Source organism: Bythopirellula polymerisocia (assembly GCF_007860015.1).
GTDB lineage: Bacteria > Planctomycetota > Planctomycetia > Pirellulales > Lacipirellulaceae > Bythopirellula > Bythopirellula polymerisocia.
Map to the genome: position 1 here is coordinate 24,052 of NZ_SJPS01000001.1, position 21,940 is coordinate 45,991.

Here is a 21,940-nt window from a genome sequence, read left to right on the forward strand (position 1 = left end):
AGAAACCGTGCGGATCCATTCAGTGAAAGCGGGCATATAGAAGTTGGACGGAAGACGATTCAACATTCTCGGCAATCAAGAACCGAGGCGAAACATGAATTCACAGCCTACGGCAACATAGGGAGGAATCAATGCCTGCTGCCTAACCACGCGGGCGATGATCTGAATGGGTTTTGCACTGCTGGAAGGTATATGCAATGCGAGATAGGGAGCTGTCGTACCATCTGTCATTGCAAGGCCCGCTCCTTCGCTAGAGACATCCGTCATAATGACACTAAGCCCTTTGCCAGCAATCACAAAACTTGTGTCGAGTTCGATAACCGAGATCATCATCGGGTTGACGACTCTGGCAGAGCGACGTCGATTAACAACGTCTTGGGGCACCGCACGATTGGCGATCGACGCCAGATGGACTCGAATGTGGGCGGGAATTCCCGGAGCGTCACTCGTATCGAATTGCTCCTCGTGGATGCGCACCAGTGAACCGAATTCTGGAAGTAAATCGACATCGGGGAAAGCTATTTGGTTCGCTCCACAATTTGCACAAACCCATAGAGATGCCTGATCCAGCTGACTCGTCGTCAAGAGCGGAAGCTCGACATCACAGCTTTCGCAGGTGATATTGGTTGTCTGGGGTTCAGGGGTAGTCGTAGCGACCATGAATTGTACTTTCAGCACTTACGGGAAACGGCAATTTCGGTTTACACTATTCGTGCCTTTGAAAAAGTACTTTCGGATTTTTAGGTAGGAGGTTGATGGACTCCTTTCAATTCTTTCGAGGCGCGTTTTCGGTTCAGATTGTGACGGTTGCAGGAGTTGCAAATGGCGGATTATGACGCAGTGGTCCTGGGGTTAGGAGGTGTCGGCAGTGCCGCCCTGCTACATTTTTCCCAGCGAGGATTGCGTGTTCTAGGCATTGACCGCTTCACTACCCCGCACACTTACGGCAGCTCGCACGGGCATACTCGAATTATTCGCCAGGCCTACTTTGAACACCCACATTATGTGCCGCTCTTAATCGAATGCTACCGCAAATGGCAACAGCTCGAACAACTCGTCGGTAAGCAGCTTTATCACGAAATTGGCATTGTGCAGATTGGCCCCGAAACGGGCAACGTTGTCCCTGGAGTTCTCCGCGCTGCCCACGAACACAACCTGAATATTGACGAATTCACTTCTCAAACCTTGCGAGAACGGTGGCCAGCTTTCGCAGTTCCTGAGAACATGGTTGGCGTTTTCGAAGCCAAGGCCGGCTATCTCTTGGTCGAAGAATGCGTTCGCAGTCAGCTCGCCGCTGCCCAACAGGCGGGTGCCGAGGTTCAGGCACCCTGCGAAATATTGCGATGGGATTCTGGTAAACCCATCCGGATCCACACCGCAACTGGCATGATCACCACCGACCGTTTGGCCATCGCAGCAGGTCCCTGGGCAAACACTCTCTTGGGCGAACTCGATCTGCACCTTGAGGTCCGCCGCAAAAGCGTCTTTTGGTTTGCCAACAAGAAAGATTTCTCCGCTCAAGCAGGTTATCCGTGCTTCTTGTACGAACTCCCCCACGGTGTGTTTTACGGATTTCCGAAATTGGACACATCTGGCATCAAGCTGGCCGAGCACTCCGGCGGACAGAGAGTCGACGATCCGCTTACCGTCGATCGACAAGTGGATCCCGAGGATGCGGAGCGCATCGAGAGTTTCTCCAGGCAGTATCTCCCCGGCATCACCGGCAAGCAACTCGACCACCAGACGTGCTTCTACACGATGTCGCCTGACGACCACTTTGTGGTCGATCGCCACCCCCAGGACAAGCACATCGTCTTCGCCGCGGGCATGTCCGGCCACGGTTTCAAATTCACTCCAGTCCTCGGCCAGGCCCTAACTGATCTGGCACTCGATGGAGGAACCGACTTGCCGATCGAATTCTTGTCGGTGGGGAGGTTTTCCTCAGCCCCAGGATCTCCACTATTTTAAGGACTCACGATGACGACTGTTCATTTTTATTCTCGGGTGATACTCTGCTTGCTTGTTGGCGTAGTGTTAACCGGCACTTCAAACGCAGGGCGTCCGATAGAATCGGACCTGAAGAAGCAGCTTGATGCCGTGCTGGACAATCACTCTACCTCGCGCCAGACCACGGTGACCCTCAAAGTAATTGATCTCGAAAATGGTGAGGTGCTCTATGATCGTGGGGGAGATCGTCTGCTGACTCCAGCTTCTAATCTAAAGATTTATACTTCGGCGTGTGCGCTGGATTTATTTGGACCAAGTCACCAGTTCCTGACTAAGGTAAAAACTGAGGGAGTGCTGCAGGGAGGTGTACTCGAGGGTGACCTGGTTCTCGTGGGGGGTGGCGATGCGATGCTTTCAAGCGAGGACATGGCAAAATTGTCCAAGCGAGTGGTTGAAGAACTCGGCATTACCAAGATTCATGGGAAAGTGGTGATCGACAATTCACGCTACGCTTCTCCACTGAAGGGTCCCGGCTGGATGTGGGATGACGACCCTGACTACTACAACATGTCCGTCACCCCTTTGATGGTTGACTTCAATGTGCTCGAGTTGCAGCTTACTTCGTCAAGAGAAGGAATTGCGGCAGCCCTGGCCTTGCCCTCCAATTACCCGGCAGTCCAGTTGAGGCCGCGCAAGAGCTTCGGCGGAGAAACGATAGCAACGCGTCGACCGTTTACCCATCCAATTCTGGTTGCTGAAAAGGGGACGCTCGACGAGCCACAAACGGTTCGGCTCACCATGCACGATCCGGGCAAGTGGGTAAGCGGTGTGTTTGCTGCGATGCTCATGGAACGTGGTGTTGAGTTTTCTCCGCCAAATCAAGCTAAGAGATCTTCAGGTAATGCCAGTCCTGGTGAATTGGAGCACGCCGGTCCTACGCTGGCAGATACCCTCAAGCACTTCAATAACAAGAGTGAAAACGCCGTAGGGGAGGTATTGCTCCATGAAATCGCCATCGCCAACGGAAAAAAGAAACCTCACTGGTCCGACGGGGCCGCGTCGATTACCGAGTGGCTCATCGAAAAAGCCGGCTTGGAACAGGATTCATTCAAACTAGTCGATGGCTCGGGGTTGTCCCGCTACAATCTCATCTCTGCAGACTCCTCAGTTCGCCTCCTCGAGTTCATGCATCATCACCCACACGCCGATACCTTTTACTCGGCACTCCCTGCCTATGACGTGGAGCTCGCAGGCAGGAAACAACCACTCGTAGCCGCGAAGCCCGGGGGGATGGCTAGTGTCTCGACAATCTCCGGCTATCTCAAGACTACGAGCGGGAAGATGCTGGCGTTCTCGCTCTTAGCAAATGGCTATACAGGTTCGGCTAGCCCAGTGTTCGAGCTACGCCAGAAAGTCTGGCAGGTGCTGGCCAAAGACGGTGAACCTTAGAGAGGGTGAAGCGAACTATTCAACGAGACAAGAACGTGAGCCGAACAATCGCACCCTGGAAGTGAGTGCTCCCCGTTGAAGCAATCCAACTACTAGCTGGGTATGGCAAACGAATCCCTTAAAGACGTTTCCTCGCCGGAGTTGCGGAGCGAATCTTATTACTCTTCACTCAGAGCTGGTTGGATTTTTATGGGTTTCCAAGTCCCAAGTTGATTGACAGCAAGCAATTATGCACTCTTGGCATGTTCTCGATATTTCTGGTTCCAAACGTCGAATCAGGTGCTTTGGCACCTGGCATCCCACACTCCAAATCGTTACAATTAGCAGCAGATTCGTTTTCTATATTGCCTATGCACTCGGGGAGGAAACGGAGCAGGAACATGAAGCTGTTATCGTCAGTCTCTTTTGTGATCGCGTTGTTTGCGGTCGTTCTAAGTTCTTCTCAATCGCCAGCTACTCAAGTTGGCTCCAGTTCTGCCGATACCCTGTTCCGTCAGGCGCTAGCTGCAGCAGCCCGAGGCGAGGCCACCGAGTGCGAGCAACTTCTAGCCGAAGTGCTACGTACTGATCCAGATTATCAACTAGCCAGATGGTATAGCGGACAGGTGCACTACGACGGCCAATGGATGCCTATTAATGCGGTCGGCCAAATGGTCTCTTCTGATCCACGTTGGGATGAGTATCAAGCTCGCAAATTGGAAACTGGAAACAGTCCTCGTGAGCATGCCTCCTTGGCACGTTGGTGTCGGACAGAGGGTCTTAGCTATGAAGAGAAATGGCATTGGCTGAATGTTCTTGCTTCTGATCCGGACAATCGAGAAGCTCTGGGAAGACTCGATTTGCGGATCTATCAAGGCCAGTACATGAGCCCTGGTCAGATTAAAGAACACAAACTTCACGCAGAGAATGCCGAAGATGACTTCAAGGTTTTGACTAAGCGATATCAAAGTTGGATTGCAAAAGCGATCCGTGCCAATTCCGACGACATCGAAGACACCGTCAAGAAGGTCTCAGAGATTAACGACGTCGCTGCCATCCCTGCCTTGATAGAAATCTTCTTCCTAGACATGAAGACAGATAAAGCAGTTTTGTCGAAGTTGGGTGATGAGCAAGGCGGACGATTGCTCAGTGATTTGCGTCTGGCTGTGGTCCAAGCACTTACCCAGATGGAACAACATGAGGCTACTTGGGCTCTTCTCCAGATCGCCGTGGAATGGCCCGATCCAGAGGCGTCTAACCAAGCTGCCGAAGCTCTTATTCCTCGCGAAAAGTCGAGTTACATGCCGACTTTGATGGGAGCGTTATCTTCTCCACTGGAAGCCGCCATCTCAGTCAGAGTAGCTCCCAATGGTCAGTATACTGTCTACGAAGATATCGCAGAATCGCATCCACTCGTAAGAAACAGCCATTTTAAAACTAGCAAATTCTTGAATCAACATACTTTGACAATCAATAAAACGTCTACCGTTACCGACTACAGAGGCATGCGAGACTGGACGGATCGCCCTAAGGTATCGAGACAAACCGCTTCAGTATCAAAGACTTGGTCCGAGCGAAATCGGGATTTCAACAATGCTATGGCGCAGGCCTCCGGCAGCAGGGAGCGAATCGATTTGGAGAACTCGCTACGCGAGCAGCGAAATGCTAATATTCTAAAAGTTCTCAGAATCGTCACCGGCGAAGATCTTGGAAGTCATCCCTCCGCGTGGTGGAAAGATTGGAATATCTACAATGAACTCAACACTCCTGAGAAGCTGACCGACTACCAGACGTACGAAGAGCAGGATTACTCTCGGTACTCGTACCAAAACTATGCCCAGAACTATTCTGGGAGTGTCGGCACTCCACCTCCCAGACCACCGACAACCCATTCCTGTTTTGTAGCAGGAACTCCTGTTTGGACTCAGTCAGGTCCGGTCAGAATTGAAACGGTCCAGGTTGGCGACCTGGTACTAAGTCAAGATCCGTTTACTGGAAAGCTGGACTATCGTCCCGTATTGGAAACTAGTGTCGGCCCACCAAGTCCTATTCTGAACCTCGTTATCGATCATGAGACAATTTCCACGACGCGTGGCCACCGCTTTTGGGTCGTCGACAAGGGTTGGCAAATGTCAAAGTTCCTCAAGCCGGGAGATCGCCTCGTCGCTCAGCAGGGATGGCCCGAATTGCTCTCCGTGGAAAAGGCAAATGAAAGTGAAGCATTCAATTTGGTCGTTGGTCAATTCCATACTTATTTTGTGGGTAACCAAAAATTACTTGTCCACGACAAGAATTGCCCATTGCCGAATATAGCTTACCTGCCAGGAGTTGAGCAAATATCGGTCGTTAAACCGTCTTCGCTTCGGAATTGAGGAAGCAGCCTTAGACATGAGATTGAGCAGTGAATTTACGGCTGTAGCTCGGGGACAAATCGCAATCGAGTCACCTGAATCCCATCAAGTTGCGGGGTGAGAGCAGCGATCCAATACTTACCGTCGCGAAAAACAATTTCAGGGGCTGCGACGGGAAGCGACGCGACGATCTTTGAATCGTCTTCGATGCCGAAATCTGTGGGATCTGCCGACCGATAGACGGTCGTGATGGGATTACCTTTGTAATTCGAAGTGCGAAATAGGTAGAAATAGCCGCCATACTGAACGACATGGGGGCACTCGGCATGGTACCACATCGGTCCGGGAGATCCACCGGAGAGAATCTTGATCGGCGGCGAATCAGTCCAGTCTCGCAAGTCTCGCGACTGGCGAACAAACATGGCACCTTTTTCATTGGGCATGGCAGAGTAATAACAGTGCCACATTTCATCAATATTCAGTAGCATAGCATCACGGGCATTTTTTCCCTCGCCCTCTCCGAACAATTGAGGGCCCTTTCCTCCAAGGGACATACGATGGAAAGTTTTTCCGTCATCACTTTCAGCGAGGCAGATGTTGACCCAATCGCCATAGAACATCAAATACTTGCCGTCTTTTCTTAGCACAAAGGGTGCTTGCAAGCCACCTCGCTTTTCGCCATATTGGGGGTTACCACGCATCGCGATGCCCATCGACTTCCAGTTGCGATCAGTGAAATTCTGGCCCTCCCAGCGATGGAATAGACGCGTCACTCCTGCCTCCTTCGTGTTGCGAATGCACGACCATAGTTGCCATGTGCCGTCGGCTGCCTGCCAGATACCAAAGTCAACCGGCTCTTGTTCGTCACTTGTCAATTCGCCCAGGTCGGGATTGCCGGCGATTTGCCACCAACTTTGTTCGTCGATTTTTGGCACGGCTGGCGCTTCGAGCCCAACCTCCTTGGCGTTCTGTTGAATCCGCGTAGCTGCGGGAAGCGGCGCCGCGAACAGATTACGCACCACGGCAGGGAATCCTTTCAATTCGCTGAGCGCATTTTTCCACGCGAGTTGGTCGGACATTTCTAGCGAATTGGCTTCGCCAAGGCAGATTGCCAGATAGGCCGCCCTGGCTGCTGCTGGTCCTGACTTCAGCAGGTCGCTTGGCAGCCGCTGTGCAAATTGCTCGTGCAGCACTTCCCGCTCAGCCATGGCCGAGGTCAGTCCTTCGACATTTGCCGGTGGGTGGGCGCGTATCCGATAAAAAGTTTGCCCGTCTTGCGAGAATTCCGTTCCACCATTCTGCAGGATACACAGCCTGGCGCAATCGATAAGTTTGTCTTCGAATCCAGAGATCGTTTCATCCGCGGGCATGTCATCACGAGTCGTATTCCTATAAACGTCTTTTATATCCCAGCCTTGCGCATCCATCCATTTGCGGCCTTTGATCACGCCGAGAATCGTCGCAGAGGTGGCGGCGTTGTTGTCGCAGTCCCATCCGAAGTTGAAAGCGAGTTGCATCGTGCGGACGAGATCCCCCTCACCGTAGAGGAGGGCGGCAATCGTGGCAGCGGTATTCAACTCATAACCGTTCTGGTCGCGAAAACTGCCATCATGAACCTGCCAGTGCTCTTTGATGGCCTTGCGGGCTGGGCGCCAGTCCTCCGAATGCTCTGCATGAAGGCGACGCACTTCACCGACGATCTTGGCAATCTGCGATTGGGGATCGACGCTTGCGACCCCAGCATCCAGTATCTGGCCCAAGTCACTGGTGACAAATGCCGTAGCGATCATCGAAGTAAAGAGTTGAGTTGCCTGGGCTGGTTCGCCGTCGATCGTTACGTGCGTATAGTGAAGACCGATCCGGGCCGCCGACTGTGGCATGGCCGGCGCCATGAGTCCAAACGATTCACAACCAAACTGTCCAGCAATATTGAATTCCGACCAAGGATTGAGCCACCACATGCCGGTTAGGGGAGGGTCAAATCCGAGCTCCATCAAATCGCGCGCGTAGCGGTTTGCGCACCAGATTCCTCGATTGATGTGCTTCTTCCACAGTTCAATAACTCTCGCCGGAGTCAGTTGCACCTGGCCACTTCGCGCTATCTCCGAAACAATGACCCATTCCAAATCCGTATCGTCGTCTGTACGCGCACCCTCTGGAAGCGCAGGTACATAGTTTTCAACTTTTCCAGGCTCATCGATGTATTTGAACTCGTGGGGAAGCCCATTCAAGTTGCCGAGAATCTGAGCGAGTAAGCCTCCGCGAATCTTATCTTGGAGAGTCTCAGCCGATATTTGGACCATCGTAAACTTGTTGCTGCCGTCATCTGCATTGCCAATTTGTACCGTTGCGACAAGGGATGATAGTACTACAAGTACGTTTAGCAACCGTTCCATTATAGTTATGCCCTGCCTTCCCATCGTGTCAGGCAAGAAGAACTCTTGCTCTTCTTGAACTACGACAATCGAAATCTATTCATCACTTTGAAATAGCAGACAATCGACGATTCGTTCAACGTAGTCGGCCGGCGGTTCTAGTGCCGACCTGTTAAGCAGAATGACCACTGCCGCGTGGCGGTCTGGGAAACGTTGCAGCATTAAGGTAAAACCACGTGTGCCACCGGCATGCATCACGCGGCGCTCACCACGGTAGGTATCGAGAAACCAACCGTAGCCATAATCTTGCTGGCCACGATCTGTCCTCACGTGCGGGCTAAACATCTTCGTATAGGACGAATCGCTGAGCAATGCTTCTTGATCCAAGGTTGCTATCCAGTTTTGGAGGTCGTCCAAAGATGAATAAACTCCGCCATCACCGCGCACAGCGCTTGTCAAACTTTGATCGCCAACAATCCAATGGTTTTCGGCATCCAATTCGTGGCCATACGCCCTCTCGGGGACGCGGTTCATTCCTGCCACATACAGCAACGATCGGTTCATGCCAGTGGGCTCGAAGATCTCGGATTGTATGAAATCTTGGAAGGGACGATCGGCTGCGGCTTCAACAATCAAACCCAATAAAGCGTAACCGGAATTAGAGTAGGCGAATTTTGCTCCCGGCTCAAAGAGAGGCTCTATCGTTGCCCGCAGCAATTCAAGCACATTGAGATCCGTCAGCTGCAACGTTGTACCTTCGGGAATCAGCTTCTCGTAGTCAGGAAGACCGGAAGTGTGCGTCAGCAAGTGATGAACGGAGATTCTACACCAATATTCGGGACACTCGGGGAAGAAGCGATCAAGAGTATCATCGAGCCCGATGACCCCTCGATCAACCAACAGCAGAATCGCAGTCGCTGTGAATTGTTTGCTGACAGATGCCAAGCGAAAATTGGTCGTCACTGTACAAGATTCTGTGCGATCCGAGCGAAGATTTCCCCAGGCATGCTTGAAAACTACTTTGCCATCGTCAATTGCCATCACAGCCGCACCGGCGGAGGGAGGAAGCAGGACTTCAACTTTCTCTACAGTTACTGTGTTATCTGCCCGAGCGGTCCGAGTACAGAGCAGCATCACCAAGACGAGGCAAACTAGCCGCCCGAGACGAGAACGAGACAGATCAGAGAATGTTTTTGACATGTTATATATCGCAGGTAGTCTTTTCAGTTACTCTTCAATTCGAGTGAGCACCAATAGTCGGACGTCCATCACCGATTCACCAGGGATTTCTATCGCACGGAGTGTCAGTTCACCTATCGACTCCGAGAGATAAATTGTGCCAAGATCCAACGGCTCAAAGTCCTTAACTGGAGATTCCTCAGCAGGGAATCGGTTGAATTGCTCGGAAATCAAAGGTGGATCAAACGCTTTTACCACCTGTGCTTGAGTGGTGGAGTTGCCGAGTCGTAGTTCAACAAGTGATCCCTTATTCTGTTCACTGCAAGTGTAGTAAACTTCCGCGCGATAGGTGCCTGGTGTGGTGACCTCCACGTTCCAAGTAATGCTGTCTGATAGGCTTTTCCAATTGGTGAAATACGAGCAATTGGGGTGCTTGCTGGAACGTTTGATTTGGCCTTGACCCTCGGCATCGCGGGCAGGGAGTTGTGTGATATTTGAATCAGGATGCCCAACGACAAATGGCCTGGGCGGTCGAGATTTGCCGAACTGCACGTCTTGCAACCAGTTGTCTAGGGCCGAATCGAGTCGCTGAACAATGCCTGGATTCTTTGAAGCAATGTCTCGCGACTGCGAAGGATCCTTTGACAAATCGTAGAGTCGTTGCTGACTATCCAGCAGAAAGTGATCCCAACGGGAAGCCGTCTGGCCATTCCAATGTGTGAACAAAATTCTTGGGGGCCAGTTTTCATTCTTTCCCAATAACAAGGGCTTCAGACTCCGGCCGTCGATCGGCAGCCCAGGTTTCCCTTGGATGCTTGCCAGGTCGAGAAGAGTCGGGGAAAGGTCGATCGCCGCAACATTGTGAGTTACCTTCGAGTTAGGCTGAATTTGACCCGGCCAGCTAATCATTAGCGGCACGCGAACTCCCCCTTCGTCGGTCGAGCCTTTGATGCCGCGCATCTCGCCGTTCCATCGATATCCATTAGGTCCATTGTCACTGAAATATACAACGATTGTATTTTCGGTCAGTTCGAGTTTCTCTAAGGTGGTGAGCAATCGTCCCACATTCCAATCGAGGTTTTCACACATTGCCAAGGCCGCGCGGGTATGATCGAACTTCTCTTTTTCAGGTAGACTGGCCTTAGCGGCGAGTTGCTTCCCCTCGAATTTCTCCCACCAGCGGTCAGGAACCTGCATAGGTGAGTGGGGGGTATTGAAAGCCACGTAAGCAAAGAATGGCTTGTCGCGGTTGTGCTCAATGAATTCAATCGCATGATTCGTGATGTCGTTCGCCAGATAGCCATCGCCGCGAATGAGCGAATTGTTGCGCTCCAGCATGGGACTAAAATAAAGCCCCCAATGTCCTGAGCAGAAGCCATAGAACTCGTCGAAACCTCGACTATTGGGATGATAGGGGGCCTGCGTGCCGTTGTGCCACTTGCCAAAGGCTGCTGTCGCATAGCCTGCTTCCTTGAATGCGTTGCCAATTGTGGGGACATTGACATCCAATCGTTCAGCGCCGCTTGTCACTCCAGTAACCCCATCGCGGAGTGCATATCTCCCAGTCAAGAATTCAGCACGGGTGGGCGAGCAAACGGGTTCAACATAGAACCTGTCAAATACCGCGCCGCTCTGACCAAGCTTGTCAAGATTTGGAGTGGAGAGATTTGGATTACCGTGGCAACTCAAGTCTCCCCAGCCTTGGTCGTCGGCGAGGATTACCACAACATTGGGTTGAGCACCCTCCGCAGCGCGGCAAGAAATATCCCAGGCTGTCACTACGTTGAAACAACTTGCAACGAAATAGACAGTAACTCTTAAGGCATTTAGTGGCATTGAGTTGTTCGATCTATGGGCGGTCGTCAAGGAGATGTTCGTACCGCAGTTGGTTTAGCATACCACTCACGAAGAACATTTTCTGCCGGCTTTCCGTAAACGCAGAAGCCACGGTTGTCGACTGCGTCAGAATCTAGGTAGAGCTTTGCGGGCCAATCCCACCAGGTATAGCCCATGAACCAGGGTTCATTCCAGAAGACTTCCAGCATCGCTTCATAGAAGTTCACTTGTTCCTGCTGGTCTATTGGGCTCTCAGGATGTGCATCGCCGTGTGACCAAGGGTAGCGAGCGCACCCTCGCACACTTGTCACCCCGGTTTCAATGAACAAGATTGGCTTATGAAGTTTGGTACTTAATTCAGCCAATTCTTGCTTGATGCCGTTAAGTGCAGCGACAATTTCCGACTTGCTCGTTGTTTGTTTGACAGCTTCTTCCAGTGGTTTTCCAGGAGGCGGATCAACCGGATAGTATGCGCTGATGCTGATGACATCCACCATGTCCCACCATACTAAATCCTTTTCACGACCGTGATTGGCGTTATATGTGAGTTGGCCACAATAGATGTTCCGGACGTCTTTAATAACACTTCGCCATTGCTCAACTTGATCCTCAGTGGAATTCATCTCGCAGCCGAGGCAAAAGAGTTCCACCTGTTCGTCCTGGGCAATCTTGGCGTAATGCTTCAGGAATTCCGTGTAATTCTCCCACCACTTGCTCCATGCTTTTTCATCTATTACCATCCCTTTTCGAATTCCGGGCGTGTCACCCCAAGGATCGTACTCGCCATGAATGCCTTGCGTTTTTTCTTCATCCGTAACTGGTCGGAAAAAGCGAATCCATGCCCTCCAGACCCCATCTCGACTGTTTACGACGGGTTTCAGGATGATTTTTAGCTTGAGTTTTCTAGCCTGAGCAATTGCTGCGCGAATGTCTTCATCAGAAACCATATACGGATTGTTGGTTGACCAGCGAAACTGTGGGTTGTCATAAGCAGACATACTCGTCCCGAAAGCAATGCAGATCCAGTTGCAGCCCAGGTCGGCCATTTTCGTCATCGAGTCTTGAGCTTGCGGAGAAGCGTAGTCTCCATGCCTGCCATCCCAACCCCAGGTATAGCCTTTTACGAAACCGAGGGACGTCGAATCTTGAAATCCTTCTGCATGGACCAACATCGACCCGCTGAGCACCAGAATTACAAGTGATGAACGAAGTACATGGCCGAACATTGCCATGATTGGAATAACCAAGAGCTTGGAATAGAGACTAGTTCTTTTCGTCATCGTAAGCGATCTCAACTCGTGATATTTGAAATGCATTTTCCTCGGCGTCCGAAGACGAGGTATTCCTGATTCTTAGATAACTGCGGTCTTTTGCATCGATAGTTGCCTCTACAAGGACCGGCTGCAAATAGCCGTAATTCCCCGCGTCTCGCTCGGAGACTACTTGTTTAGTTCTAACTTGCTCAAACGAGTGTCCGTCGGAGGAAACCGCTATTTCACAAGCGGGGCTTGAAGAATTGCAAAACAGGAAGACCCGGATGCCGCTAGCAGGTTCCAAATTCTGATAGACCACCTGGCCCCCAGGGCCGAGTTCCTTGCGATGGATGTCTTCCTGGACTTGTCGGGGATGGTCCGCGCGTTGCTTTACCGCTCCAGCGGTCGAATGAAGAATCGATTCGTCCTGCATCTCATCGACCAAAAGCATGTGATTCACTACCACGGGGCCTATCACATTGGAGGGATCAGAGCTTCCGCGATTATTCTTGGCAATGACTCGATAATAATAGTGACAGCCTTTCTCGACGCTGGAGTCGGAGAAGAGAGGGCGATATTGCAAGGCAGCATCACTGATGTCTTGTCCAACCTTTTCCCAGGGACCTGATTCGTTATTGCTTCGCTCAACGTCGTAACACTTCGCGCCCGCAGATCCTTGCCAGGAAATACGGCTCGGGTGTTCGATCGGCAGGAGGGAAGGAGCAGCCGGTGCCGAGGGAGTCGGCAATTTCATGTCACGAATACGGTAGGCACTCCTTCGTACCAAATCCAGAACAGAAGTTTCCTCATAGCCCTCACCAGAATTAAATCCTGGCCAATGGTAGGCTTTGAATAAGTTTTCTCCGGAAGGTTCATCATGCCAATAGAATCCCCCCTCCCGATTGTGAAACCTTAAGCTCCACAAGAGAGCTCCTACGATGCCTTCATCGATGACGGTATTGAGGACTTCTTTAATCTCCTGCGCTGGCACAAATCCAAACTCGCCAACGAAATAGGGTTTCTTTCCTTTGGTCATGGCACGAGCCTTCAGAATGGGCTCGACAAAACCGCTGTCGGTATTGGGATAGTGATGCGTGGTAATGACATCGATGTTGGGGTCATCCAAGGATTCTTGTCTTACTCCGTGCAGGGAGTAACCGTCGATCACGAGGTGGTTGGGATCGAGTCTCTTAATGTGGGCAGCGATTCGACTAGTCCACTCTGGCGGACTGTCTAGCTCGTTGCCAGTCTCCCAGCCAAAGATGGCGGGATCGTCCTTGTAGGCAATCCCTGTAAAGGAGTTAACTCGTGAGAGAGTATATCGAATGGTTTCTTCGAAATCGGCGATGACTTGTTCGTCAGACCAGAACGCCTCGGGCGGCTTGCCACGAAACTTGGCATATTCTGCATGGCCACCCCACCACTTCCAATTGTCGACAAGGGGAATGATAACACGAATTCCTCTTTCCCCGGCGATTTGCAGCACCTTATCCAGCACACGAAAGGCTTCTTCGTTGAAATCGCCAGGGGCACGGACATGGACGTGCGATCCCATATCCGACCCATCGCGATGGACGCTTAAGACATAGGTTCGCACCACGGTGCCACCCATTTGCCGCACCGATTCGAGTGCATCCACTAATTCAAATTCGTTTGGCCAACGCCATGGGTTGGGATCGGAGAACGAGAAACTGTCTTCGATCAGATGCAGGTTGGGGATATTGAAGGAGATAAAACGAAATGGTTGGTCTCCGTCGTAGAGCTGGTCGCCTTTGCTGGAAAGAATATGACGCACGGGTTGCATTTCTTCTGCAGCTGCAGCCAGGGATGTAACTGAAACTACTGTAATAGCGACGAAGAATTGATGAAGGCGCTTCATTATTCGGTTTCAAACCTTGGAGAGAATTAGGAAGTAGACGAATTCCCTGATAGGTCGTCTACGGAGTTACTATGTGCCAAGTCAGGCGGATAGTCTTCCAGCTTGTCGTACCAATTAATCTTCAGAATCAGAGAGGTGATGAGAATCACCGAGACTGATATTACTAGGGATCGGTAGTCTTCAAGCACCAGATAGATACCTGCTACAGCTAGAGCGGTTTGCCATATCATCCCAACTGCGACATTAAACGAATCCCTTGCAAATGAGTGGTTGGCAATGGTATTGGGATACTCTTGTGCAACTAACTTGTGGATTGGTTTCCAAAATCCCCACGGGCGGACTTTTCGATAAAACTCTTTCAAGACCTCTAGATCATCGATGGGAGTCAATAAGCTTCCAGCAATGCATCCTAGAGTCGACACCAGCAAGATCAAGGGAAAACTATAAAGGGGAGTCACGCTTGGCATCAATTGAGGCACGATCGCCGCTGAGGCGATTCCTGCCGCCATGCCCCAGAAATAGCCGTAGCTATTAAACCGCCACCAAAACCATTTGAGCACGTTGGCTGCCGTATAACCACCATACAAAGCAGCGACAATCCATTGCACGATGTCGTTAAGCGACTTAGTAAAGAACCCGAATGCCGTGCCGATAATCACTACCGCGATCGAGATCGCATAACTCATCCAGACATAAGTCCTACTGCTGGCATCAGGGTTAATGTATCGCTTGTAGATGTCGTTCACGACATAGGCTGGTGCTGCGTTAACTGTTGCAGCATAAGTGGACATAAAAGCCGCCAGCAGAGCGGATATCAACAGGCCCAGAAGACCAACGGGGATGAACTCGCGCATTGCCAGGGGCAAGATAAGCTCAAAATCGACATCGCTCCCCATCGCAGCTAATTCGTCGGAGAAATGGCAGAGAGCGAGTACCGTGAGGCCGGTGATGAGCATGTACCTGGGCACCAAGAGCACGAGGCTGACAAGCCCACTCATCATCGCGGCTTCGCGCGGTGTGCGTGCCGATAGGACGCGTTGCATGTCGTAATTTGGCGCCGGTCCTGCCATGCTCTGCAAGACCCCTTTGAAGAGCATCAGCATGAAGAAAATGGAAAACCATTCCCACCCGTCGGCGGCAATTTTGTCGTTGGCAGCGTCGAGTATTCCCGTCCAATCGAGATCGAGTTTCCAGCCGAAGGACAGATCGCGCCACCCGACAGGAATCATTTGATCGAGTAGTTCGGGAGAGGTCTCACGAATCGCGATAATGCCGACCCACACACAAGCCAACGTCATAATAAAGAATTGCAGCACTTCAGTGAAAACAACACTGAACATACCTCCTTTGACTACATAGATGGTGGTGATCGCAGTGATAATCAATCCGTAAAGATTGACATTGGTATCAGGATCCGTTGAAAGCTGCCATGGGAGAAAGGACGCGGCAAACTTTCCAATTCCGATAAATCCGTATGCCAAGAATCCGATCACGTTGATCAATGCGAAGAGCACCACAATCAAATGCGCAAGTTGTGCACCCCGACCTTCACCAAACCGAAAGCGCATCCATTCTGCACCGGTCATGACTCGAGAACGTCGCAACCAGATCGAGAGAAACACCATCATGAATATCTGGTTGAAGGATGGCCACAACCAAGGGATCCAGACGCTTTTCAGCCCGTAGACAAACAATAAATAGACCATCCACATCGTGCCACTGATGTCGAACATCCCCGAGGCGTTCGACAGGCCTAGCATGTACCAGGGAATCGTGTTGCCACCAAGGAAGTAGTTGTCGATGCTCTTAGATGCGCGTTTGGATATCCAAAAGCCGATCAGAATTGTAACTGCGAGATAGCAGAAGATTATTCCGATGTCGATTGGGTGAAGCGTAAACATCGATCACCAGATAAGGGCGAATTGCAGAACTGCTTGTTTGCGTGGCTGGAAGAGTCAAGCTGATTTCTTTTAGAGTGGATCAGTAGCCACTAGTTTAAAATACTGCCGAATTTGCTTTCGTGAATTCAACCAATTCACTCAGATGGGCATAGGCAACACACGAGGAAGTATCTGCAGCACCGTAGTAAATCGCCAGTCGATCCTGCGTGGCATCGCACAAGGCAGCACAAGGAAACACGACATTCGGGACGTGGCCGGTGACTTCGTAGTCAGATTCAGGTGTGAGGACATGTTGATTGGTGCGGTAGAGTACTTTCCAAGGTTGATCGATGTCCAGCAGTGCGGCACCCATGCTGTAGACAAAGCCATTGCAGGTATCCATCACGGCGTGATAGATCATGAGCCAGCCGTCATCCGTCTCGATCGGGATCGGACCCGCTCCCACTTTCGTTCGCTGCCACCACTGGCCAACTTCCCCTCCCCCGCGACGCATCACCAGGCGGTGCTTGCCCCAATGGATCATGTCAGGACTTTGGCTGACGTAGATGTCGCCAAAAGGAGTGTGACCATCGTCGCTGGGGCGACTCAGCATGAAAAACTTGCCGTCGATCTTACGCGGGAAGAGTACTCCATTGCGATTGAATGGCAGGAAGGCGTTATCTATTTGAGTAAACTGCTGGAAATCTTTCGTGGTGGCCACGCTAATGGTGGGTCCGTTTTTCCCCCCACACCAAGTGACATAGTAGGTGTCTTCGATCTTGCACACTCGGGGGTCATAGGCATAGTCGTCGGAAGATACGACTTCAGGATCCCCGGCATACTGGATTGGTTGAGGTTCGATGTGCCAAACAAGCCCATCCTCACTCCATCCAGTGTGCAGATGAGGATAACGGGAGCGTAGTTCGACTCGAAACACGCCGGCAAATCCGTCACCAAAGGGAACGACTGCGCTGTTATAAATCCCTTGAGCACCAGGTATATAGTGTCTTCCGATGACAGGGTTTTCGGAATGTCGCCAGACAACGTCCTTGCAACCTGCAGGCCGCTGCTGCCAAGGGATCGAGGCTCCGGTGCCTGAAAGTCCTAATTGAACCTTGAATGGCTTTTTTTCAAGCGTACCCATGGCGTTGCCGTTGCTAGAGTCAATTCCTGAATCGTTCTTCATACTAACAAATTCCTCGCCGATTGGCTTACTTGCTATGTCGCGTTGTCGCGTTAGTAGCCGAAGTCTCATCCTAGTCTAACTACTAAATCCATTTGTTTCAAGTAGTTGAACAGTTCTTTGGAGGAGTTGTCCCAGTCAGAGCAATTGGACCAAGCTTGGATTCCAAAAATAAGATATCTGCCCCGATACCTTTGTCACAGTTGCCATGTCGGGGTTTTCATAGGATCATGACTAGCTGTCCTGCTCGATCTCGTTTAGTAAGGGGTGGCTTCTCACAATGTCTGGTTCTTCTGCACCCCGCCTGAAGGACGTTGCTCAGGCGGCCAATGTCTCCATGAGCGCTGCGTCCCGTATCTTGCGGGGAGAGTGTGATCGATTTGGCGAAGATACCTGCGAGCGAGTTCTTCAAGCGGCCCGCCAACTCGGCTGGCGCCGTAATTTGCTTGTCAATGGAATGCAAACCGGCCGAACGAAGATGATCGGCGTGATGATCCCTCCATTTGATTCCTTCTGGGTGGATGTGCTTGCAGGTATTCATCTCGTGCTGGCGGCGGCCGACTACCTCCCGATTACTGTCTGGGTCGGCGACTGCCAGGAAATCCCCCATTTCGAAAAGGGTGACGAGCAAGGACTCGAGCAAATAAGCCGTCTGCTAGATCGCAGAGTCGATGGCCTAATCCTCTGGCCTTCTTTCGCAGTGGCATATTACAGCCATTTCCGCGAACTTATCGAGCGGCGGGTACCCGTCGTAGTTATTGATCATGAATTCTCCGAAGACCAGATTGCTGACTCCATCGAAACCGATGAACAGCGCTCTACCAAAGCAGTCGCCGAGCATCTGATCTCACTCGGCCATGAGAATATCGCATGTTTTTCTTCACGAGAGACCGCCTGGCAGGCCTGGGCCGTGCGGCGACGAGAGTCTTTTGAGAAGGCAGTAAGAGAACATAAAGGAGCTAAGGTCAACAGTTGGCGACTCAATCAATGGGGTTCCAATGGAGTGGAAGTCGCCGAAGAAATCCTCACCCAAGACCCCCGGCCATCAGCTGTATTCACGGTCACTGATCATGAAGCGCTCTTTGTCTACGAGGCGGCGGCCAATTTAGGTCTCCGAATCCCTGAAGACGTTTCCGTTGTGGGTTTTGCCGATCTCGATTTTGCGGCAGCCCTGCAACCTCCTCTGACGACAATGCGTCAGCGTCCCAAAGAAATTGGCCGACGGGCAGCCCAACTAGTTCTAGACCGCCTGGACGGCGATTTTGCTGATAATCCACCTACCACCATTCGCGTAAGTGCGGAACTCATTGTACGTGGCTCTTCTACCCAGCATGCTTAATCTTTGCCGAAGAATTTGATATGGGCACTTTTCCGGAGTGAGCCTATTTGCGGCGTTCCGCTTCCACGAGTTCTCCGAAAAATGCCTCTTCTTACGCTGTAGGGCTGGCTCATTGTCGCCTGTGATTAAGAGAAATAGCTTCTTTTTGGTGAATCACTACAGAAATGTAAAATCGTCAGGTTCTTCAGAAAAAAACATCGGTTTTCGTGCTCCTATATTGTTGACATTGCTTGTGCAGTCAGCATAGAATGAAGTCAGTTAAAGTAGTTGAACGACTGTCTTATCGGCAAAACTGCTTGAACTGAAGCTTTTCTTGATTTTTGAGTCCATTCGAGTGTCGATGTCTTTTTTCTATTTTTGGAGGGAGAGTTCTAATGAGTCGCATCGCTGTATATGTCTGTTCTCTTGTAGTTTTTCTGGCAGTTTGTTCGGATTCCTGGGCTCAGTCGCCCAGCGTGCTTTACACCTGGGACGGAGCGCCAAGCATTGAAGACTGGAAAAAGAATTTTGGAGCAACTGGCTCAGATGTGTTGTTGAATAATAACACGCCTGGAGAATTGAAAATCATCGAAATTGGAGCAACTCCAGGCTTGTCAGTTGCTATCAGTGATGGTGCGAACCGAGTGAGAGAGTCGTCGACGGTTTCAGGGGGATTGGATCTGACCGGTCTGAGCTTTTTGGAGTTCGACTTAGGCCACAATGGAGCCGGAAACGTTGACGTTCAGTTCTACATCCAGGGATCGCCATCGTTTACTTATGTTTCTCTAGGCCCAGATGTGGCGGTCACTCCTGGTGTAAGCACGTATCAACTTCCACTGGCTGGTCTTACTTTCGAACAACAGGTCTATATTCGGACCGTTGGTTTTAATATTCGTGACCATGCGGCAGAAGGTAACCTTGTATGGACAGTCAATGAAGTTCGTAGCGCTGGAACCCCACTCTCTGTTCGTGATTTGGCAACACACAACGTGGGTTCTTCCGACGGAGGCCTGCAAGGTGTCTTCGGCAATTTCGATCTTGGTGCGATCATTGGCAACGATGGAGCCCAAAATCAGACGGGCTTGTCGCACGATGTAGTCACTGGTTCCCTGCAATGGACCGATCGAGGGGGCTCCGGAGACGCTAATGATCCCAGTGGGGCGGCGATCGCGTATGGAAATGGCACGGTCTACAACGGGAATTCATTTAATGAAAGAGTTACAGATCTTTCAAATTACAATTATGTGACCTATCGAGTATCTGCAACGGACGTTACCGGTGGTGGCGGATCAGTTGATGTGCAAGCTTACTATCAGACTGGATCTGGATTCACTTATCAGTCTGCAGGTGATATGTCACTTGCGATTGACGGTGCATTCCATGAGTTAACGTTCCCATTGGCGGGAGTGACGGATCGCCAAAACGTGAACTTGAGCGGTTTGAATCTTGGAGCTCATGCAAATGATATTCAAATGAATATTGATTTGGTGCGCTACACAATGGTTCCAGAACCAAGTTCACTGGCAATCCTCGGCATCGCCACGGTTTTGTCGACCGCAGGGGTACGCCGACGTTTTGCCTAGGACTTGCTGATAAAAGGAGTTTTGTACTCGATTGGCTTGGAGAAGCCGATTTTTTGAATCGCAACCCGGCCCGGACAGAAGGATGTGTTCCGGGCCGTTACTTACCCAACTACATGAACGTTTTTCTATTACGAATTTAGGCGATTGAATTGGCTGTTCAGCTAATCCAGGAATATTCATTGAGGAGGCCCTAGGCATGCATGCACGTTTGACAAATCAGTTGGTTTTCAGATTGTTATTGGCAGTCACCGCTGGATCAACTGTTCTATCCGGTTCAACGACAGCCCAAGCACAACTACTTTACTCCTTTGAGACAGGCTTGGAGGGTTGGGCTGCAACTGGTTACTCGACTTCCGATTTTATTAGTGTTGCGACTTCGACCATGGGGGCCACAGTCGGCTCACAGAGCATGGCAATCGAAACAGGTCCCACTTTTGGCTGGGACGTGAGGATGGATGTAGGGCCAGGCGATACGAGCATTTACAATGCCTTCAATACGGTGGCAGCCGATCTCTCGAAGTACACGCTTGACTTTGATGTGTCTATTACTTCCGACAGCTTCGCAAATGTTGCCAGTCCGGGAAATTTTTTCTTGATCAATGTGGCGGTAAATAGTGACTCGCCTAATTTTCCCTCCGTCACAAATGTGACTCCCAATCTAACGGGAATGACAGGTACGTTCCCTGTAAGTATTCCCATGACTTCAATTGCAGTGGCACCAAACTCAAGTTTCTATGAATTGAATATCGGCTCCAACAGCGACCACGTGAACGGTGCTGGTGGTCAGGGCGTCAAATACTTTGTGGACAATATCCGTTTCAATCAATTGCCAGACTTAGAGGAAGTGACCCTTTTCTCCTGGGAAACGCCAGATAATCCTGCGACTCCGAGCGTAAATGAACAACTCGAAAACTGGACGACGGGATTTCAGCCTGGACACGTTCATTCAATTTCCTCGCTGGGCGCGACCGATGGAAACTCTTCCTTACAGATCAATCGGCAATCCCAGACCTCTCCAAATTTTACCTGGGGTAGTCAATTTATTCTCAACTCCGATATCAACCCCGATCCCCTGATATTAGAAGTTGATCCCGTGATTCAAGCTCAGATCGACGACATCGTCTCGAAAATCAACGGAGGTCTTTCAGCCGCGTTCGATGTGAGATTCGATGATCCATTCCCCAATTCGCCAGGCTATAACCGATTTGGCGTTCATTTCTCAGATGACCAAGGGACGTTCTACGACGCGGAGGGGGGGAATCTGGGTGCTCCCCCAATAGGCGGAACAGGCGTAACGACTGTTCCTTTCAACACAATGATCGACAATACTTCTGGACTAAGTTTGGCCGAAGCGGGACTGAGAGTGGGAACTACCTTTCTGCGCATTGGTCTTTCCACCAATACGGACGGAGCCGGCATCTACCAAATCGATAATTTCCGGATTATTCGCCCAGTCTCTGAAGACACTGGCGACTTTGACGGCGATGGTGACGTGGACGGACATGATTTCCTTGTTTGGCAACGTGGTGGATCTCCGAATGGGATTAATTCAGGAGACTTAGCAATCTGGCAAGCACAGTATGGCACATCACCTCCTTTGGTAGCTGGCCTGGCTGTTCCGGAACCATCAGCGCTATTATTGACACTGATCGCCAACGCGATGGTTTTTGCTTGCGGGCGCCGCAAATGACATCAAACTAACTTGAGTACAACTCCTTGTTCTCAAGT

Annotated in this window: 14 protein-coding genes; 6 read left to right on the forward strand and 8 right to left on the reverse strand. The window is 50.9% G+C overall.

From position 1 onward, the window contains the following. Window positions 1-75: 75 nt before the first annotated feature. Entirely contained in the window at window positions 76-660 is a 585-nt protein-coding gene (locus Pla144_RS00100; RefSeq protein ID WP_146447302.1) for a hypothetical protein, read from the reverse strand. A 162-nt stretch (window positions 661-822) separates the two neighbouring features. Here Pla144_RS00100 and solA point away from each other — a divergent pair, with 162 nt between their 5' ends. From solA to Pla144_RS00115, 3 genes are all read left to right on the forward strand, one after another. After that, window positions 823-1,968: an N-methyl-L-tryptophan oxidase gene (gene solA / locus Pla144_RS00105; protein ID WP_146447303.1), complete on the forward strand. Its 1,146-nt coding sequence runs from the start codon at window positions 823-825 to the stop codon at window positions 1,966-1,968. Between the two features lie 9 nt (window positions 1,969-1,977). After that, the gene (gene dacB, locus Pla144_RS00110) at window positions 1,978-3,396 is read left to right on the forward strand and encodes a D-alanyl-D-alanine carboxypeptidase/D-alanyl-D-alanine endopeptidase (protein ID WP_146447304.1); all 1,419 of its coding nucleotides are present in this window, start codon (window positions 1,978-1,980) and stop codon (window positions 3,394-3,396) included. 380 nt (window positions 3,397-3,776) lie between these two features. After that, the gene (locus tag Pla144_RS00115) at window positions 3,777-5,747 is read left to right on the forward strand and encodes a polymorphic toxin-type HINT domain-containing protein (RefSeq protein ID WP_197530266.1); all 1,971 of its coding nucleotides are present in this window, start codon (window positions 3,777-3,779) and stop codon (window positions 5,745-5,747) included. A 35-nt stretch (window positions 5,748-5,782) separates the two neighbouring features. Here Pla144_RS00115 and Pla144_RS00120 read toward each other — a convergent pair whose 3' ends face one another. From Pla144_RS00120 to Pla144_RS00150, 7 genes are all read right to left on the reverse strand, one after another. Further along, window positions 5,783-8,122 carry an ADP-ribosylglycohydrolase family protein gene (locus Pla144_RS00120; protein ID WP_197530267.1) on the reverse strand — a complete coding sequence of 780 codons (2,340 nt, stop codon included), beginning with the start codon at window positions 8,120-8,122 and terminating at the stop codon, window positions 5,783-5,785. A gap of 75 nt (window positions 8,123-8,197) precedes the next feature. Next, window positions 8,198-9,301, reverse strand: coding sequence for a serine hydrolase domain-containing protein (locus Pla144_RS00125; protein ID WP_146447307.1), 1,104 nt, complete (start codon window positions 9,299-9,301; stop codon window positions 8,198-8,200). A gap of 27 nt (window positions 9,302-9,328) precedes the next feature. Continuing rightward, window positions 9,329-11,116, reverse strand: a complete 1,788-nt coding sequence (locus Pla144_RS00130) for an arylsulfatase (RefSeq protein WP_146447308.1) — start codon at window positions 11,114-11,116, stop codon at window positions 9,329-9,331. A 26-nt stretch (window positions 11,117-11,142) separates the two neighbouring features. Then, complete coding sequence (locus Pla144_RS00135; protein WP_146447309.1) at window positions 11,143-12,396, reverse strand: glycoside hydrolase family 113; 1,254 nt, start codon at window positions 12,394-12,396, stop codon at window positions 11,143-11,145. Then, window positions 12,380-14,248 carry a cellulase family glycosylhydrolase gene (locus Pla144_RS00140; RefSeq protein WP_146447310.1) on the reverse strand — a complete coding sequence of 623 codons (1,869 nt, stop codon included), beginning with the start codon at window positions 14,246-14,248 and terminating at the stop codon, window positions 12,380-12,382. Before Pla144_RS00140 ends, Pla144_RS00135 begins: the two co-directional genes overlap by 17 nt. 26 nt (window positions 14,249-14,274) lie before the next feature. Continuing rightward, a complete protein-coding gene (locus Pla144_RS00145) occupies window positions 14,275-16,149 on the reverse strand; it encodes a sodium:solute symporter family protein (protein ID WP_146447311.1) in 1,875 nt (624 codons plus the stop codon). A 94-nt stretch (window positions 16,150-16,243) separates the two neighbouring features. Then, the gene (locus Pla144_RS00150) at window positions 16,244-17,314 is read right to left on the reverse strand and encodes a glycoside hydrolase family 130 protein (RefSeq protein ID WP_231936104.1); all 1,071 of its coding nucleotides are present in this window, start codon (window positions 17,312-17,314) and stop codon (window positions 16,244-16,246) included. Window positions 17,315-17,591: 277 nt separating this feature from the next. Between Pla144_RS00150 and Pla144_RS00155 the strand changes: the two genes are divergently transcribed. The 3 genes from Pla144_RS00155 to Pla144_RS00165 all read left to right on the forward strand — a co-directional run bounded on the left by Pla144_RS00155 (window position 17,592) and on the right by Pla144_RS00165 (window position 21,902). Next, window positions 17,592-18,650 (forward strand): LacI family DNA-binding transcriptional regulator, encoded by a 1,059-nt coding sequence (locus tag Pla144_RS00155; protein ID WP_146447312.1) that lies wholly within the window; start codon window positions 17,592-17,594, stop codon window positions 18,648-18,650. Between the two features lie 374 nt (window positions 18,651-19,024). Beyond that, a complete protein-coding gene (locus Pla144_RS00160; protein ID WP_146447313.1) occupies window positions 19,025-20,212 on the forward strand; it encodes a PEP-CTERM sorting domain-containing protein in 1,188 nt (395 codons plus the stop codon). Between the two features lie 196 nt (window positions 20,213-20,408). After that, complete coding sequence (locus tag Pla144_RS00165) at window positions 20,409-21,902, forward strand: hypothetical protein (RefSeq protein WP_146447314.1); 1,494 nt, start codon at window positions 20,409-20,411, stop codon at window positions 21,900-21,902. Window positions 21,903-21,940: the final 38 nt, after the last annotated feature.

Excerpts from the sequence above, each read along its gene's own strand:
- Pla144_RS00100 (WP_146447302.1), bottom strand. The coding sequence starts at position 660 with ATGGTCGCTACGACTACCCCTGAACCCCAGACAACCAATATCACCTGC.
- solA (WP_146447303.1), top strand. The coding sequence starts at position 823 with ATGGCGGATTATGACGCAGTGGTCCTGGGGTTAGGAGGTGTCGGCAGT.
- dacB (WP_146447304.1), top strand. The coding sequence starts at position 1,978 with ATGACGACTGTTCATTTTTATTCTCGGGTGATACTCTGCTTGCTTGTT.
- Pla144_RS00115 (WP_197530266.1), top strand. The coding sequence starts at position 3,777 with ATGAAGCTGTTATCGTCAGTCTCTTTTGTGATCGCGTTGTTTGCGGTC.
- Pla144_RS00120 (WP_197530267.1), bottom strand. The coding sequence starts at position 8,122 with ATGGAACGGTTGCTAAACGTACTTGTAGTACTATCATCCCTTGTCGCA.
- Pla144_RS00125 (WP_146447307.1), bottom strand. The coding sequence starts at position 9,301 with ATGTCAAAAACATTCTCTGATCTGTCTCGTTCTCGTCTCGGGCGGCTA.
- Pla144_RS00130 (WP_146447308.1), bottom strand. The coding sequence starts at position 11,116 with ATGCCACTAAATGCCTTAAGAGTTACTGTCTATTTCGTTGCAAGTTGT.
- Pla144_RS00135 (WP_146447309.1), bottom strand. The coding sequence starts at position 12,396 with ATGACGAAAAGAACTAGTCTCTATTCCAAGCTCTTGGTTATTCCAATC.
- Pla144_RS00140 (WP_146447310.1), bottom strand. The coding sequence starts at position 14,248 with ATGAAGCGCCTTCATCAATTCTTCGTCGCTATTACAGTAGTTTCAGTT.
- Pla144_RS00145 (WP_146447311.1), bottom strand. The coding sequence starts at position 16,149 with ATGTTTACGCTTCACCCAATCGACATCGGAATAATCTTCTGCTATCTC.
- Pla144_RS00150 (WP_231936104.1), bottom strand. The coding sequence starts at position 17,314 with ATGAAGAACGATTCAGGAATTGACTCTAGCAACGGCAACGCCATGGGT.
- Pla144_RS00155 (WP_146447312.1), top strand. The coding sequence starts at position 17,592 with ATGTCTGGTTCTTCTGCACCCCGCCTGAAGGACGTTGCTCAGGCGGCC.
- Pla144_RS00160 (WP_146447313.1), top strand. The coding sequence starts at position 19,025 with ATGAGTCGCATCGCTGTATATGTCTGTTCTCTTGTAGTTTTTCTGGCA.
- Pla144_RS00165 (WP_146447314.1), top strand. The coding sequence starts at position 20,409 with ATGCATGCACGTTTGACAAATCAGTTGGTTTTCAGATTGTTATTGGCA.